13 protein-coding genes are annotated in these 15,730 nt (G+C 61.8%); 4 read left to right on the forward strand and 9 right to left on the reverse strand.

The window, feature by feature from the left end; genetic code table 11:
- Positions 1 to 469 precede the first annotated feature (469 nt).
- The 9 genes from cysC to NH8B_RS04315 all read right to left on the reverse strand — a co-directional run bounded on the left by cysC (position 470) and on the right by NH8B_RS04315 (position 12,859).
- Positions 470 to 1,003 carry an adenylyl-sulfate kinase gene (cysC, locus tag NH8B_RS04275; protein WP_014086170.1) on the reverse strand — a complete coding sequence of 178 codons (534 nt, stop codon included), beginning with the start codon at positions 1,001 to 1,003 and terminating at the stop codon, positions 470 to 472.
- 2 nt (positions 1,004 to 1,005) lie between these two features.
- Positions 1,006 to 1,812, reverse strand: coding sequence for an alpha/beta hydrolase family protein (locus NH8B_RS04280; RefSeq protein ID WP_198408191.1), 807 nt, complete (start codon positions 1,810 to 1,812; stop codon positions 1,006 to 1,008).
- Between the two features lie 65 nt (positions 1,813 to 1,877).
- Positions 1,878 to 3,038: a glycosyltransferase family 9 protein gene (locus tag NH8B_RS04285; RefSeq protein ID WP_014086172.1), complete on the reverse strand. Its 1,161-nt coding sequence runs from the start codon at positions 3,036 to 3,038 to the stop codon at positions 1,878 to 1,880.
- Positions 3,035 to 5,110 (reverse strand): tetratricopeptide repeat-containing sulfotransferase family protein, encoded by a 2,076-nt coding sequence (locus NH8B_RS04290; RefSeq protein WP_148282935.1) that lies wholly within the window; start codon positions 5,108 to 5,110, stop codon positions 3,035 to 3,037. Before NH8B_RS04290 ends, NH8B_RS04285 begins: the two co-directional genes overlap by 4 nt.
- A 207-nt stretch (positions 5,111 to 5,317) precedes the next feature.
- A complete protein-coding gene (locus tag NH8B_RS04295; RefSeq protein ID WP_014086174.1) occupies positions 5,318 to 8,116 on the reverse strand; it encodes an autotransporter outer membrane beta-barrel domain-containing protein in 2,799 nt (932 codons plus the stop codon).
- A gap of 421 nt (positions 8,117 to 8,537) precedes the next feature.
- Positions 8,538 to 9,314 (reverse strand): FkbM family methyltransferase, encoded by a 777-nt coding sequence (locus NH8B_RS04300; protein WP_014086175.1) that lies wholly within the window; start codon positions 9,312 to 9,314, stop codon positions 8,538 to 8,540.
- A 1,063-nt stretch (positions 9,315 to 10,377) separates the two neighbouring features.
- Positions 10,378 to 11,028, reverse strand: a complete 651-nt coding sequence (locus NH8B_RS04305; protein ID WP_014086176.1) for a flavin reductase family protein — start codon at positions 11,026 to 11,028, stop codon at positions 10,378 to 10,380.
- Between the two features lie 367 nt (positions 11,029 to 11,395).
- Positions 11,396 to 12,061, reverse strand: a complete 666-nt coding sequence (locus tag NH8B_RS04310) for an FmdE family protein (protein WP_014086177.1) — start codon at positions 12,059 to 12,061, stop codon at positions 11,396 to 11,398.
- A gap of 45 nt (positions 12,062 to 12,106) precedes the next feature.
- Entirely contained in the window at positions 12,107 to 12,859 is a 753-nt protein-coding gene (locus NH8B_RS04315; protein WP_014086178.1) for an SDR family NAD(P)-dependent oxidoreductase, read from the reverse strand.
- A gap of 206 nt (positions 12,860 to 13,065) precedes the next feature.
- Between NH8B_RS04315 and NH8B_RS04320 the strand changes: the two genes are divergently transcribed.
- The 4 genes from NH8B_RS04320 (at position 13,066) to modB (ending at position 15,725) form a co-directional block, all read left to right on the forward strand.
- Complete coding sequence (locus tag NH8B_RS04320) at positions 13,066 to 13,617, forward strand: hypothetical protein (RefSeq protein WP_014086179.1); 552 nt, start codon at positions 13,066 to 13,068, stop codon at positions 13,615 to 13,617.
- Between the two features lie 111 nt (positions 13,618 to 13,728).
- Entirely contained in the window at positions 13,729 to 14,070 is a 342-nt protein-coding gene (locus NH8B_RS04325) for an FKBP-type peptidyl-prolyl cis-trans isomerase (protein WP_014086180.1), read from the forward strand.
- 214 nt (positions 14,071 to 14,284) lie between these two features.
- The gene (gene modA, locus NH8B_RS04330; protein WP_014086181.1) at positions 14,285 to 15,043 is read left to right on the forward strand and encodes a molybdate ABC transporter substrate-binding protein; all 759 of its coding nucleotides are present in this window, start codon (positions 14,285 to 14,287) and stop codon (positions 15,041 to 15,043) included.
- A gap of 10 nt (positions 15,044 to 15,053) precedes the next feature.
- Positions 15,054 to 15,725: a molybdate ABC transporter permease subunit gene (gene modB, locus NH8B_RS04335; RefSeq protein ID WP_014086182.1), complete on the forward strand. Its 672-nt coding sequence runs from the start codon at positions 15,054 to 15,056 to the stop codon at positions 15,723 to 15,725.
- Positions 15,726 to 15,730 lie beyond the last annotated feature (5 nt).

Below are 15,730 nucleotides of genomic sequence, written 5' to 3' on the forward strand. Positions count from 1 at the left end.
GGCGCTACCTGTGGTAACGCCTTGAACCTACAGTTGACTGGGGAAGAGGGCGTTAGCAAGTAAATGGGGCAGGGGTTGAGGCTCGAGCAGATTCGGCTTGTCGGCCAAAGCGGTCGGGCATGCCTTTGTGCTAGAACGACCGCTTTCGGCCACAACCTGTCATTCGACAGTTCAGGAAACGTGCCATTGGATAGGCCGCTTGAATCCGAAAGCTGCCGTGTAGCCTATGCGAACACTTAAGCCGAAACTGTCTTTCAACCAGTTGTCCATGAACAGTCATTCTGGTTTATCAGCCAGATATTCTTATTTGCAAACTTGAATCGCGACTAATCAAGAAATCTGACCGACTGGGAATGCACCTTACCTTTAGATCAGATATTTAATCTGTGTTCCCCCTTCACCTCGTTGCAGCTTCATAATGTCAGGCCAGAGAACGATTGAATCTGTAGCAAAATCACGGGGCCATCTTCTACGCAATATCGCCAAGACGCAGAAGGCCAATGGCCGCCGCGACACACTCTGCAAGTGGTTGGGTACCTGTGTCGAGCCGCAATTCGGGATTGAGCGGCACCTCGTAGGGGTCGTCGATCCCGGTCATGTTGGCAATATCCCCTGTCCTTGCTTTACGGTACAAGCCTTTCGGGTCACGCGCCTCGCACACCGACAGCGGCGTAGCGAGGTGTACCTCGAAGAATTTCGACTCGCCTACGATCTGACGTGCGCGTGCTCGATCAGCACGATACGGGGAAATCAACGCGACGATTGCCCAAGTGCCGGCCTCATTGATCTTGCGGCACTGTTGCGCCACACGGCGTACATTCTCACACCGATCCTCTCGGGAGAAGCCGAGATCCCGGCAGAGTTCCTGGCGAACAACATCGCCATCGAGAATCTGGCAGGCTAGGCCGGCAGCAGCCAGCGAATCGGCCAACGCGTGTGCCAGCGTGGTCTTACCTGCTGCGCTCAAACCAGTCAGCCAAAAGGTAGATGGATGTTTCTTCATGTTTATTGTCCTGAACTCCCGGCACAGACCGGAGCCATTGCCAACAGCATTGGCCACTGCCTGCCCCAGTCGCTGTTGTGTGTAAGGTCCTGTACGGTACGCGCCTGAGCACATCGGCCTCCAGTAGCATGGACGAAGCGCTGCGCCACCTCCGGCGGTACAACCGAGTCGTCCGTTCCGCTGAAATGCACCTGCGGAATCGTTGCTACACGCGACGCGAAATCGATTGGATTCTCAGATTCCGGCATGGACGAAACATGATGCAGCTGGTTGACGAATTCACTGTCAAGGTTACCCGCCACCGTGCGGATCGAGGCGACATCGGTGCGGCGTGCAGCAATCAACACGGCTATAGCGCCGCCACCGGAATAACCAACGATATTGATGTGCTGCCCAGGTACGCGTGAAGCGAAGTGGCTAACGGCCTCGTTCATCGACGCCACCACCTCGGGGGCGAACCGCTTGCCAGTCCAGTACGACACCTCGCAATGGGGGTTCAGCTCCATGGGCGTGAACTGGCAAGGACGGGCCAGATACACCACGTTTGGAGTGGGATCTGCGGCAACCAGCGCCAAGCCGGTTGCTGCGAGCGGGGTCGGGTCCGCTGAGGGTTCGTTGCGTGTAATCCAGGCTAGGCCATCACCCTCGATGTATACAGTCAGAGGTTGGTCGGGCTGTGCGATGTGAGTAAAAGCCGTGAGCACAAATTGTTCGGTAACAACGTTCTCACGCTTCAAGCCGGCCGGTGCCGCCAGCGCATCGGCATGGGCATTCCGGTCAAGCTCTGCACATCCTACCAACAGAAGCACTAAAACCCCCGCCGGAATGAGGGCTACTCTCCACAGCCCTCTCGATCCCGGCACATGCATGGTCCTTACCCCTGCCCGATAGCAACGTGCGCCAGTTCCGGCGCCATGGCGGCCATGACACTGTGCCAATCGCCTCGAGATGGCTGGCGAAACAGCCGTACGCTGGGATACCACGGAGTGTCGGTACGGCCAAGCAGCCAGCGCCAGTCGGGAACGAACGGCAGCATCACCCAAGCCGGACGCCCGAGTGCGCCAGCCAGATGTACCGGCGAGGAATCGACCGAAATCAGCAGATCGGCAATGCTGAGGATCGCGGCGGTATCTTCGAAATCCTGAATTTCGTCGCTGAGCGATACGAGCCTCATGCCTGGAGGGGGTGATGCAGCCTGTTCCGCAGCGGGGCCTTTCTGGATCGAAAGAAAGGTCGTATCCGGTCGTACGAGCGAAGCCAATTCCTCTAATTTCAGCGAACGGTTCGCGTCGTTGAAGTGCGTCGGACGCCCGGTCCAGACTAGTGCCACCAGCGGCTGCGGCAGCCCGGCCAGGCGTTGTTGCCACTTGGCCAGACGCTGCTGATCAGCCGACAGGTAAGGAATCTGCCCAGGCAGGTCCTCCAGCTTGAGGCCCAGGACCATCGGCAGGCTCATCATCTCGCAGTGGACATCGAATGCGGGCGGAAGACTGCCGCGCACGATCAATTCGTCGAAGCCAGTGTAGCGCTGTGCCAGCGAGACGCTTTCAGCATTGATTTCGAGGATAACCCTCGCACCACTGCGCTCACGTGCCCAAGCCACCATGCGCAGGAACTGGAAGGTATCACCGTAGCCCTGCTCGTCGTGGATCAGCAGCGTCTTGCCGGGAATGGGCCGGCCATCCCAGCGCGGTCGTTGCACCTTGCGCTCGATACGCGTCGTGTGGGCGAGGCTGTAGCGATAGTGGTACTCACGCCAACCTCGCTCAAAATGGCCTTGCAGCAGCAGGGTTTCCGAAAGGTTGAAGCGCATCGCATAATCACCCGGCGCCACCGCAACCAGCATCTCCTGAATGGCCTGGGTTTCCCCGATTTTGCCCTGTGGACGGATGGCATCCGCCAGCAGACGCCATAGCGCCAGCGGCCCGCTTCCCGATGCCAGATACGGACGGACCAGCGCCTCCGCCTCTTCAAGCTTACCAGCGGCAATCAGTGGGCGAACCTGACGCTCGATCGCCACCACATCCAAGGTCATGGCACTACAATCCCGAGAGCGTCCAGCAACGGACCCAGATGTTCGGCATAAGCCTGCCAGCGCCCTTTGGACGTTTTGTAGATGGGTTGGCGTACCTGGTTCACGCTGGCGGTGCGCACCACTCTGCGATTCGTATGAAACTGCAGGCAAGCCTCTTCCCACGGCAAACCGAGAAAATCGATGAGACGACGCACCTCGCCTTCGAGGTCGTCGACCACAGCCTCGTATTCGATTTCGATGAACGCGTCGCTGGGTAGCAATTCGCGCCAATGCGCCATCAGGCGTTCATATTGGCGATAGAAGACGCCGAGTTCGTTCTGGTCATACGCGAACGGCTGTGGTCCGCTGAACAGCTTCGTGTAGCAGGACAGGCAGGTATCGACAGGGTCACGCCGAACATGAATGATCCGGGTGCCCGGCAGGATCAGCGGGATCGCACCTGCATACAGGAAATTGCCAGGCATCTTGTCGACGACGTACGGCCGTCCTCCGGCAAGCGGCGCTACGCGAGCCAGATAAGCTTCCCCGCACTGGCGCAATCGCGCTTCAGCGCCAACCTCGTCATCTAGCGCAAGAACGCAGTCAGGAAAGTTGCCCATTTCGTCGATTGCGAGACGCAACGCCGACAGTTCGCCAGCACCCGTCACCTGAGGATGCGACGAGAGGATCTGTTCGATCAGCGTGGTGCCGGAACGTGGCATGCCGATGACGAAGATGGGCAGCATCGATCGCTTGCCGAGGCCGGCGAGCCGTGCATACCGTTCTGGAGTGAAAACCGTGCTGATGCGTTCCATCCAGCAGCCAGTCTCCTTGCTGTCGTAGTCGAACGAAGCGCGTTTCTGGCGGTTGCCGGCCTCAAAATGGTGAAACGCCCGCTCAGGATTTTTGATGTCAAGGTAGGCCTTGCCGAGCGCAAAGTGCGCCGCGATGCGATCGATGAGCGAGCGTCGTTCGCCTTCCGCGAGACAGGCTTCTAGCGCCCCGATGTCAGGATCGTCCGCATCAAACGTGCGCAGCTCTGAGCGAGCTGCGAGCGCCTGCGCAGAGCCCGGGAAACGCGCGAGCGCCTGCTCGAAGGCCGCCAGCGCTTCGACCCTGCGCCCCGCTTCCGTCAACAGGGTAGCGCGCCCTACCAACGCCGCTTCTGCCACCGTGCCGGGCAATGTCGCGGCCTGCTCGTATTCCTGGAGCGCTTCGTCTGTCCGGCTGAGATCCTGCAGCACGATCGCAAGCGTGTGGTGGGCCTCGGCGCTGCGCGGCGTGAGTGCAACGGCGTGACGCGCGATTTCCAACGCTTCTTCGGTACGCGCAATTTGTCTGAGCGCCTTCGCGCGTGCCGTGAGCGCGGCCGGATGCTCCGGAGCGAAGGCATTGAGCATATCCAGCGCGCGCAGCGCCGCATCGTGGCGCAGCCGGGAAATCTCGACGTCCGCGAGGTTCAGGTACGCGTCGATCAGACGAGGATTGAGATCGATGGCCTGCCGCGCATGCTGGGCAGCTTCGTCGTAGCTGCCTTGCGCCGAGAGCAGGAAGGCGAGATTGCTGTGCGCTTCCGCATATGACGGGTTGAGCGCGAGCGCCTGGCGATAACAGGCCTCGGCATGGTCCATCTGTCCGAGCCGCCGCCACGTGTTGCCGAGGTTGTTTTGCGCTTCAGGCCATTCGGGATTGAGCGCAACAACCCTCTCCAGGCACACGCGGCTCTGTTCGAGCTTGCCGGCTTCCTGCAGCACGATGCCGAGATTGTTCCACCCGGACACGAGCGTCGGATCCATCGCGACGGCGCGCTGCGCGGCTTCCTCGCCTTCCGGCAGCATACCCTTCTGGCGGTACATTTCCGCGAGATTGCTCGAATACACGGCCGGCGCACGAGGGGCGAGACAAGCCTGCCTCAGGTGGGAAATCGCCAGATCCAAGTTGCCGTAGGCGTGTGCCATCAGGCCAAGCAGGTGAAGCGCATCGGGCTGGCCAGGCCATGCGGCCAGCACCCGCTGGGCAAGGATCTCGGCCTGCTCGGCCTGACCGGCATTCCAGTGCGCGTATGCCCGCGTGAGCGCTTCCTGGATACTCATGTTGCCCGGAGGCGCAGCGTTAGACATGCTCAAGAAATCGGGACCATGGAAAGAATAAACATCAATGAGATGCGATCGTAGCACATGCGTGCGGCGGCATCGCTCCCCTCATGGGCTGTCGGTAGACGGGGCCGCATTTCAGGCCAAGGCGCCTGGAAACGCGGCCAGAGCGAGGGCCGGCAACCGAGCCGGCCTCGCCGTCCGCAATCAGAACAACTGCCGCAATCGCAGGCTGCCAGCCTGGGAGAGATAGCCCGGCCCTAGCTGGACATCATAACGTGCGGTCAGGCTCAGGTTCCGCTCTTTCAGCAGCGTGAAGCCCGCACTCAGGACGGCAGAGTCCCTCAAGGGGCTCGTGCCGAGCACCGAGAAGCTGGTCTGGCCACTGGGGTCGGCGGCGAAGGTCGCGGTGGTGAGTGCACGCTGGTTGTTGTACTCGTGGCGCCATGCGAGGGTCAGCTCCGGCACCAGTACGCCGTAGGAGGTCGACACCTCGCGTTGGATCTTCGCGCCGATGTCGGTGGAGACCGAGGTCAGGTGCGAGGCATCGACCGAGAGCGCTGCACCGTTACCTCCCGATTCGGTGTAGGCGTCTTGATGCAAATAGCTGTAAGTGAGGCTCCCGAGCGGCGTGACAGTCGCGCTGCCAAGCGAAAGCGGATAGCCGATCTCACCGCGCGCGACGTACTGCTGCCCGCTGAAGCTGCCGTTGGCCTCGCCGGAGAAACCGGTGAAGTTGATCACGCGATGCGTGTCGTAGCGCTGTGCAACAACGCCCGCGGACAGATTGGCGTACCACCTGCTCGCCACGTAGCTGGCGTAGCCGATCAGGCCGTACGAGTTAATGCGGGTGCTGTCCCCGGCGGTATCGCCCGTGTTGTCGACAGCGGCGTTACTGTAGCTGAATGCGCCGCCGACACGCCATGTATCGGAAACCGCCCGATCGACGCCTAGCAGCAGGCCGCCATAATTGGCACTGTATCCGTCCACCTGATCGCGCTCGTCCTGGCTCGCATGCCCGCCGAACGCCTGCCCCCAAACACCCCAGGTCGGCGGAGCCTCGCCGGTCGAGATACCGCTACCGCCGTTTTGCGCCAGACGCAAACCGTTGGCATGGCTTGAGATGATATTGAGCACGTCGAACGTCGGAGCGGCCGCCGCGCGACTCGACGAGGCCGGCGAAGTCGGACTGAGTTGCTTGCCCGCGGCGTTGAGCGCTTGGGTTGAGCCGCTGGCGTCGAGCGCGAGCGACGCGTTGTACAGGTTGAGCAGGTCAGGACTGATGCCAGTGTAGTTTGCCAGCCCGGTAAGCGCTGACACGGCATTGGGTGCGGTTGCACCTGTCGGCATTGACGTTGTCGTCGTTGGGTTGGCAACCGTCAGGACAAGATCGCTGTTCGCACCGTTGGCCACGGCCGCACCGGTGACGACCAACCCGGACGCTCCGGCAATCGAATAACGCAGCGTGCTTTCGTTGTAGTTCGTGCCGGTGCCAGCTGCATCGACGACGACGAAGCGCTGGCCGGCCGCGAATCCGTACGCGTTCAGCTTCTGCAGGGTCACAGCAGAACCGGCCGCGATATTCGCGGTGCCTGAGACGACCAGCCTGCCATAGCCGCTGTCGCTACCGATCGAGCCGCCGGCGACGGCACCGTCCGCAACACCGACCAACAGCGTGGCGGATGCCCCTTGAGTGTAATTGCCCGTGATCGAGATGGGATTGTTGACCTGCAGCGTGGCGCCGGTGTTATTGACCGCATGGCTTCCAACGTTGACTTTGTCGTTGAGCAGCAGGTTGCCGGACCCGAACACCACATTGGATGAGGTATTCGTGATGGTGCCCTCTGCCGTGCTGCCGATCCCGCCGCTGAGGCCTGTCAGCGTGCCGAATACCGCGCCGCTGCCACCGCTGATGCTGAGATCGACAGAACCGGAGTTGCGGATGTTACCCGCGATCAAGCCGCTGTTGCTGATCTGGCCGATGGTACTGGTGCTGTCGATATTGATGGCGTAGAACAGCCCCGTAATGGTGCCGCTGTTGATCACCGAGCCAATGGTCGCACCGGCCAGAGCGAAAATACCCGTATAAGGTCCGCTCGGGAAACCGGTGACGGTCTGGGTGGTCGCGCCACTGATGAGCCCGGTATTGTCGATTGTGCCGATGGTGCCGGACTGCGCAACGACGCCCGAAAAGGTGCCGACGATCGACCCGCTATTGGTCAGCGTGCCAAGGGTGGCGCCGCTGCGGACGAGGATGCCCAGTTCGTTGGTAATGGTGCCGCTATTGTTCAGCGTGCCGATGGTACTTGAATTTTCGCCAAGAATGCCGTAGCCGACGATCGTTCCGGTGTAGGTGGAGCCTTTGATAGTGCCGCTGTTGAGGATTGTGCCAATGCTGCCGCCGGTGCTGTTATCGATGCCGAATATGCTGCCGCTTACCGTGCCGCTACCGGCGAGCAGGCCCATGTTGTTCACGATGCCGATGGTGCCGGTGTTGAGGATCCCCCTCCCGGCACCGGTGATCGTGCCGGTTGCAGTGTTAGTCAGCGTCCCGATCGTGCCAGAGCTGTTGATGCCGGCCGCGATGGTGCCGGCGATGCCGGTCGTGCTGACGAGACTGTCGTTGTTGAACGTGTTAATGGAGCCGGTATTGCGAATACCCGCACTGCCGCCGACCAACTGACCGCCGCTGTTGTTGTTCAGTACGCTGATGGTTCCGGAGTTGACCACCCCATACGTGATGCCGGCGATGGTGCCGTTGTTGGTCAACGTGCCCAGCGAGGAGCCGGTCGCCAGCAAAGCGGTTGCAGTGTTGAAATTGGAGAGGACGACGCCGGGGGCGATCGTGCAGTTCCCCGAGGACCAGCCGATTTCGGTGGTGTTGGCGCTGATTGTGCCATTGACCCCACAGTCGGCTTTTGCGACTAGCGGCGCTAGCCCGGTGAGCGCGCCGGCAATGGCTGCGGCGATCGCACGTTGTCTCGGTGCTACGTTCTTGCGTTTCATAATCGCCCCGGTCAACAGTTTGGGAGAAATTATGTATATTAGGTAATAAATATTAAGAATTGCAAATACTCTTTAAGAGAATCTCGAAATTCAATGAGACTTGTTCAGACCATTCTTTATGACAAATAGAGTCATTTAATTGCAGCTTGCAAAAGGCTGCCAAGGCTTGCCCTACAGACTTTTTGTACGTTCGCATGATTACCATCCATCATGTTGATGGTCGCTAAACCACTGCCATACTGACGAGATTCATGCATATTGGGTGGAAAATGCGCGACGTGTGGAGCCAGACGGCTGCTGCGGGTTACTTCAGCCGAAAAACGTCAATTGACAACATCGCTTTTATGCGGCTGAGTAAATTGCACTCGGATCGTGGTATGAAACAAGGCAATGTTCGATGCGCAAGTTGCTTGCTGGCCAGTTAGGGCTGCTGACGCCCCGACAACGGATGAGCGCTTGCATCGACGATTTCCTCGAAGCCTTGGAGCACGAGGCTGGACTCCTGTGGGAGGCCCAGCATGTTGAATGAGTAAAGTTGTGGATAGCGGTTTTCCGCATTGCCCCTGAAATTCTGCGGATTGAATAGTGGGCTGATGTGCCACCAAAGCCGGTAGCCATACCCCCACAAGTATTGAATGAGCGCAGAAGAGTTGGCGACTCGATCATTTTCGACGTACAAGATCGGACGGTGGTTCGTGAGAACATCCCGGGCGCCTTCCAGTACCTGTAACTCGAACCCTTCGACGTCCACTTTCAGGAGCTGCACGGTCCGCTCGCACGTCATATCGTCGAGTCGTACGCACGGCACCTGAACGCCATTCTCCAACGGTTGCGATTGAGCCGATACTGCGCCGAAGTTACCTGTCCGCCGGTAATCGGGAGAGGTGAGCCAGACCGTTCCCGGATGCATTGCGCACGCGAAAGGCCACGCGGCCACATTGTCCACAGCGCTCAGTGCGAGATTCGCACACAGGTTCTGGAACACGAACGGTTGTGGTTCAAATGCCATGACGTCTGCACCGACGGCTTTGGCCGCTTTTGCCAGGGGCACCGTCTGGCTGCCGATGTTGGCGCCGACTTCGACTACAGTGCCCGGCCGGTTGGTACATTGCAAGAGCAACTGCGTTTCAAGCTCTGCGTATTCGCCATATTGGATCAACGCTTGACCGACATATTCGTCAAAGCGATTGGCAAGCATTGTTCCGTGTCGCGTGTCGACGAGAACGTAAGGGTCTGCTGCGTGTGGCATCGGGCTGCTCACCTTGATGGGCGGAAGCGTCGACAAAGGCACGGTTCAACACTTCCATCACTTCGTGCTTGTTGTTAGTCATATACACAGTCTTATGCCTACCCGTAATTGTAAGTGGGAGACTGTGTCCGGACTTTCAGGGGACGCTCCACTCAAATAGCGAGCGACGTAACCACTAGGAACGAGCTTCTTGCGCCCGCATGAGGCGTAAGGTGATCAATTAGCATTCCTAGCGCCCTTACTCATCCGCTGGCCAAACAAGTTGATAGTGCCACGAATTTCCTAGGATGCGTAGCATAGCAATGATCGATGCGCTGGTCGGCTGAACGCGTCACGCCACATGTAGCCCCCGCTGTTCAGCGAACTTGTAGATCTTCTCGGCTGGCTTCAGTGCCCGCAGCTGCATGTCTGTGAGCATAGGAACACCTCGAACGTATACCGCCACACCGACTTGATGGCATCGGACTAGGCCATCCGGGGAGGAAATCGCGATACCGTCAGCGCCCGAAGGCCTACCTCTAATTGCCAATGCGGTCTCGCTACGCTTAAGTTCTTGGCGCAACCAACGCGGCTGATCAAGAGCTGTGGCCCCTAAACAGCCATATTAGCGACTGCTCAACTCAGATATCTGCCGCTGAAGCAGCACAGCCCCGAATGGCCGGACCGGGTCGATAGCGGACACTACTCGCCAAGATAATAGTAGATGTCCGCCTTGACCGAACTGCCGTCAGTCATTGGCTGAACAGGGTGTCCGGATACAATAGGCTGCAGTCATTCGGCTTGACCCCCTCGAGGCCTATTGTCACCCCTGAGCCGACGCTCCAATAGCCATGTATTCCAAGAGGGCTACGATTTTAATTGACCATTTTGTGTCACGGAGCCGCTAGTACCCGAGCACTGTCTATAACTTTGTCGGTGTAACGGCTTCGGACCATGTCTCTACAAGCCAAGCCTCACAAGGGGCAATGTCTACAACTTTAATTGCCCGGAATACGTTTAGACCGCCCGCTCGTCACCGGGTGGCCCGGCCGGCCGAGCGGTCATCCCAGCCGCTCGGCCGCGACAGTTCGAAGTTGGCTTCCGAGCGGGTACGGCTGTACCACTTGCCGCCCATGCGGGCGATGATGTCCAGGTGGGCCGGGTCGACGCGGCCGCGCTCGTCCAGTATCGACTCGTCGATGTGAGCCAGCAGCACTTCTCCCAGAATGATGTGGCACGACGGCTTGTGTTCCGGGTAGGGGTACAGCGCGGCCATCCTGCATTCGAAACTGACGCTGGCGCCGTCGACGCGCAAGGGCTGGACGTGTTCGGCCGCTTGGCTCGGGATGTGACAGCGCTCGAACTCGCTGATGCCGTGCTCGTAGCCGAAGGCGGTGGCGTTCATCTGGTCTGCCATGGCGAACGGCACCAGGTTGACGACGAACTCCCCGGTTTCCTGGATGTTGCGGACGGTGTCCTTGGGACTGCCGTCGCCTTGCACCAGGGGGGACAGCATGACCGTCGGCGGCGTGCCGGTCACCACCTGAAAGAAGCTGAATGGCGCCAGATTGCTGATGCCCTGGGCCGAGCGGGTGGATACCCAGGCGATGGGGCGTGGGGTCACGGTGGCGGTGAGCCATTGGTAGGCCAGCAACGGATCGGTCTTGGTGAAATCGATAATCATGGTGTCGACTTGGTTCCGGGCAGGCCGGCCTGCCAGGTGGGCAAATGAGGGAGTGGAGCGATCAGGTCGCCGGTCGATGTCGCCCCCCCTCCGCCGCGATGTCTTGGGCGGCGCTGCGCGAGCACACGCAGCGGGCGCCTTCCGGCAAGATCGCTGGGCAGGGGACGCAGCTCTGCAGGCCGCGCGGGCCGTCGGCAGGCGGTTCACTCCCGTCCCGCCCGGCGTCGGGCACTGGGCATGATAGCGGGAAAAGCGGAGGCGTGGCGGCGCTATGCTGCCCGTGCGGGCGTGAAATAGAGGAGGGGGCCGCTGTGCCATGGCGGCTCCCTTGGGCATTGCTGCGCCAGTGATGCCAGATGGAGGAGGCTCAGAGCCTGACGACGATCAGCTCCGGGTCGTCCGCATGCTCGATCAGGATCTTCTTCACCCGGGCTTGCCAGAGTTCGGCGAATTCATGGGCTTCGGCCAACGTGGCGGTGCCGGCCATGATCCGCTGCAGCAGGGGGCCACTGAGTGGGCTGGGAGGTACCCGGCCGAGGTTGACGCCAAGCTGCACGGCGGCGCCGTTGTCCTTGCGCTGGAAGCGCACCTCGCCCTCGATCGCGGCGTCGAAATGCAGCAGGTCGTGCCGCTTGAAGCGTCCCCCGATGCCCTTGAACCCTCCCGGACCGGCGGCACCGGTGATCAGGCCGATCACGCTGGCGATGACGCCGGTCACGCCCTCGTCCTGCGACTTGGCGAAGCAGACGTCGATCTCGCCGCGCTCCGGCACGTCGTCGGGGAACAACACTTGCAACGCGCGCCTCGCCATCAGGTAGGCGCTCGCCACGGTGGGGCAGGAGTGGCCGGCCAGGCGCACGGCATCGACGTAGTGATAGGTCAGCATGCCGTCGCTGCTGGCGCCGAGCAGGCCGGCCAGCTTGTCGTGGACCAGAATCGGGGGAACGGCGTCGAAAAAGGCGGGATAGCTCATGGTGGCGATACTCGGTGTGACAGTGACAACGGGGAGGTCGATGGCGATGCCGTGCGGCATCGCGAGCCGGCCTCCGTTCCTAGCAGGATAGGAGGCCGCTTGCGCTTAGCCAATGGTGTAACCGCCATCGACCACGATTTCCTGCCCGTAGATGTTTTTGGCTGCATCCGACGCCAGGAACACCGAGGTCTCGGCGATGTCGTCGGGTTGGCCGAACGCCCCGGGGATCAGCCTGGCGGTGACCTGTTCCGCCACCTGGCCGAGCACCTCGGGCGGGAGACCCACCGTGCCCCACAGCGGGGTGCCGATGGGGCCGGGGGCGATGCAGTTCACCCGGATGCCTCTGGGCGCCAGTTCCGCCGCCAGCGTCTGCGACAGCGACTTCAGCGCCGCCTTGCTGGCGCTGTAGATGGCGAGCCCGGGAAAGCCGACCTGGGTGAGGAAGGTGGTGATGAACTGGATCGTTCCGCCCGGACGGATGTGCGACAGAAAGAGCCGGGCGGTTTCGGCGGCCCCGAACAGGTTGACCGAGAATTGCGTGTTGAACGCCTCGGCGCTGCTGTCCGCAAACGGTACCACGCGCGCGATGCCGGCGTTGGGAACCAGGATGTCGATCTTGCCGACGTGCCTGGTGGTTTCCTCGACCAGCCGCTGCAAGTCCTCCTGGCGCGTCACGTCGCCGGTGACGGCGATCACCTGTCCGGGATGCGCCGCCGCGAGTTCCGCGAGCGCCTCGGCGTTGCGGGCGAAGGCGACCACGCTGGCGCCTTCCGCCACGTACCGCGTCACGATCGCGCGACCGATCCCGCTGCTGGCCCCGGTGACGACGGCCACCTTGCCTTGAAGTCTGTTCTGCATGTTCGGTTACTCCGCTGATGTTGGTGAGGTGATAGTGGCGAAGCGGCGCGCTGTTTACATTGACTGCCATCAACCGACTCGAGATCCGGCCGCCGCGCCGGGTGGGCCCGCCCGGGCGTGATCGTCGCGAAAACCTTTCTCACCAGGGAGGCATGTGCCACCCTGAAAGGGCAGGCCATCGGGCGAAACCGGGGAGGGTAAAGATCATGTTCGACAAGGATCGCTTCATCCAGGACTGTCTGAAGGCGGTGGCCGACGGGCAGGGGGCCATTCGCGAGCTGGTGCAGGCGGCGGTGGGCGATGGACAAGGCGTGATGGCCGGGTTGGGCGAGCCGCAGCATGCCGGCATTACCCCGCTCTATGCCGGCCCGGAACTCACCATCCTCAACTTCGTCTGGGCGCCGTGCATGAGCCTGATGCCGCATAACCACCAGATGTTTTCCGTGATCGGCATCTATTCCGGCCGTGAAGACAACGTGTTCTGGCGCCGCACGGCAGGCAGCATCGAGGCGGCCGGGGCCCAGTCGCTCGGCGCCGGCGAGGTAGCGACACTCGGTCGCGACATCATTCATTCGGTGCTGAATCCCATCGGCAAGATGACCTGCGCCATTCACGTGTACGGCGGCGACTTCTTCCACCCCGCCCGGCCGAGAAGCGAGTGGGACCACGAAACGCTGATCGAGCGTCCTTGGGACGTGGAGCGGGTCAAAACGCTGTTCCGCGAGGCCGAAGCGCGTTTCAATGCCCCCCGGGCCTGAGCGCACCCTTGGCGCTGCCCGCTGCGGCGACGGCGGTGCAAGATGCGCTACAATTTCGGCCAACGTGCTGCGTGCAGCATTGACCGATGACCGAATCAACGAGAGTGCTTGATGAGTAACGAATTACAGGTTGTGGACATTCAACCGGGCAACGGCAAGGAGGTGGTCAAAGGCGCCTTGATCACTACCCAGTACAACGGTTTTCTCGAGGACGGCACCAAGTTCGACTCCTCGTACGATCGCGGCCGCCCCTTCCAGTGCGTCATCGGCACCGGGCGGGTGATCAAGGGCTGGGATCAGGGCCTGATGGGGATGAAGGTCGGCGGCAAGCGCAAGCTCTTCGTGCCGGCCCATCTCGCCTACGGCGATCGGCAGATCGGCGCCCACATCAAGCCCAACTCCAACCTCATTTTCGAAATCGAGTTGTTGGAAGTGTTGACGCGGGACGACTGAGGGCGTCCCGGCCGGCCTCCCGTAAGGGTCGGCATCGTCCACCTTTTCCCCACTGATCCGGCCGTTTCGCCCTGTATCGCGCGCCTCCGGCGTGGCTGGGGTCGCGTCAGCCAACGCCTTCCTTGATGTAAATCAGCTTCTGCGGCGAGGGTTTTCGATGGCGTGATATATTGCTGTATATTACGCTCAATCGATACATGACTCGGAGACCGAGATGCCACTCCCGCTGCTGAAACGCCTTCTGGCCGCCGCCGCCATCGTTGCCGTCACCGGCCTGGTGTACGCCGGCGAGCTCACGGTGTCCGCCGCCGCCAGCCTCACCAACGCCTTCAAGGACATCGCTCAGGGTTACGAGGCCAAGTATCCGGGTTCCAAGGTGTTGCTCAACTTCGGCGCCTCGGGCGCGCTGCTGCAGCAGATGGCCAAGGGCGCCCCCGTCGACGTGTTCGCTTCGGCCGATCAGGAAACCATGGACCAGGCCGTGCAGCAGAAGCTGGTGGCGGCGAGCGAGCGGCATGATTTCGTGCGCAATAGCCTGGTGCTGATCGTGCCCGGCGACAGCAAGCTGGCGCTCAAGCGGCTGGAGGACCTGAACCAGGGCGGCGTGCAGAAGATCGCCATCGGCAACCCGGCCAGCGTCCCGGTCGGCCGCTACACCCGGCACGCGCTGGAGGCCGCCAGGCTGTGGCCGGTGCTGGAAACCAAGGCGGTCACGACCCAGAACGTGCGCCAGTCGCTGGACTACGTGGCGCGCGGCGAGGTCGATGCCGGTTTCGTCTACGGCACCGACGCCGCCATCATGAAGGACAAGGTGAAAGTGGCGCTCTCGGTGCCGCTCGACCTCGCCATCCGTTACCCGATCGCCAAAACCGCCGGCGGCGCCAATGGCGACGAAGCCCGGCGTTTCGTCACCTACGTGCTGTCCCCGGCCGGGCAGGCGATCCTGGGCAAGTACGGGTTCTTGAAGCCCTGAGCGAGGACACATGGAATCGGCATGGACGGCGCTGGCGCTGTCATTGAAGGTGGCCGGCTGCGCCACGCTGCTCAACCTGCTGCTCGGCGTGGGCGTGGGCTTCCTGCTGGCGCGGGGGCGCTTCGTCGGGCGCGACCTGCTCGACACCGTGCTGACCCTGCCGATGGTGATGCCGCCCACGGTGCTGGGCTTCTACCTGCTAGTGCTGGTGGGACGGCGCGGCTGGCTGGGCGCCTGGCTGCACGACAGCTTCGGCATCAATCTGATCTTTACCTGGCAGGGCGCGGTGATCGCCGCCTCCCTCGTGGCCTTTCCGCTGGTGTTCAAGCCGGCGCGGGCGGCGTTCGAGGCGGTCGACGGCCAGCTCGAGCAGGCGGCGCGGGTGCTGGGCGTCTCGGAGACCGCGATCTTCTTCCGCGTCACCTTGCCGCTGGCCTGGCGCGGCATCCTGGCCGGGGTGCTGCTGGCCTTCGCCCGGGCGTTGGGCGAGTTCGGCGCGACGCTGATGGTGGCGGGCAGCATCCCGGGCAAGACGCAAACCCTGTCGATCGCCGTGTACGAGGCGGTGCAGGCCGGGCAGGACGACGTGGCCAACACCCTGGTGCTGATCACCTCGGTGGTGTGCATGGTGGTGCTGCTGGCGGCGGGCCGTCTGGCCCCCGGCCGCATCGCCAACCAGTAGGAGAG

The sequence above is a fragment of the Pseudogulbenkiania sp. NH8B genome, from assembly GCF_000283535.1.
GTDB classification, from domain to species: domain Bacteria; phylum Pseudomonadota; class Gammaproteobacteria; order Burkholderiales; family Chromobacteriaceae; genus Pseudogulbenkiania; species Pseudogulbenkiania ferrooxidans.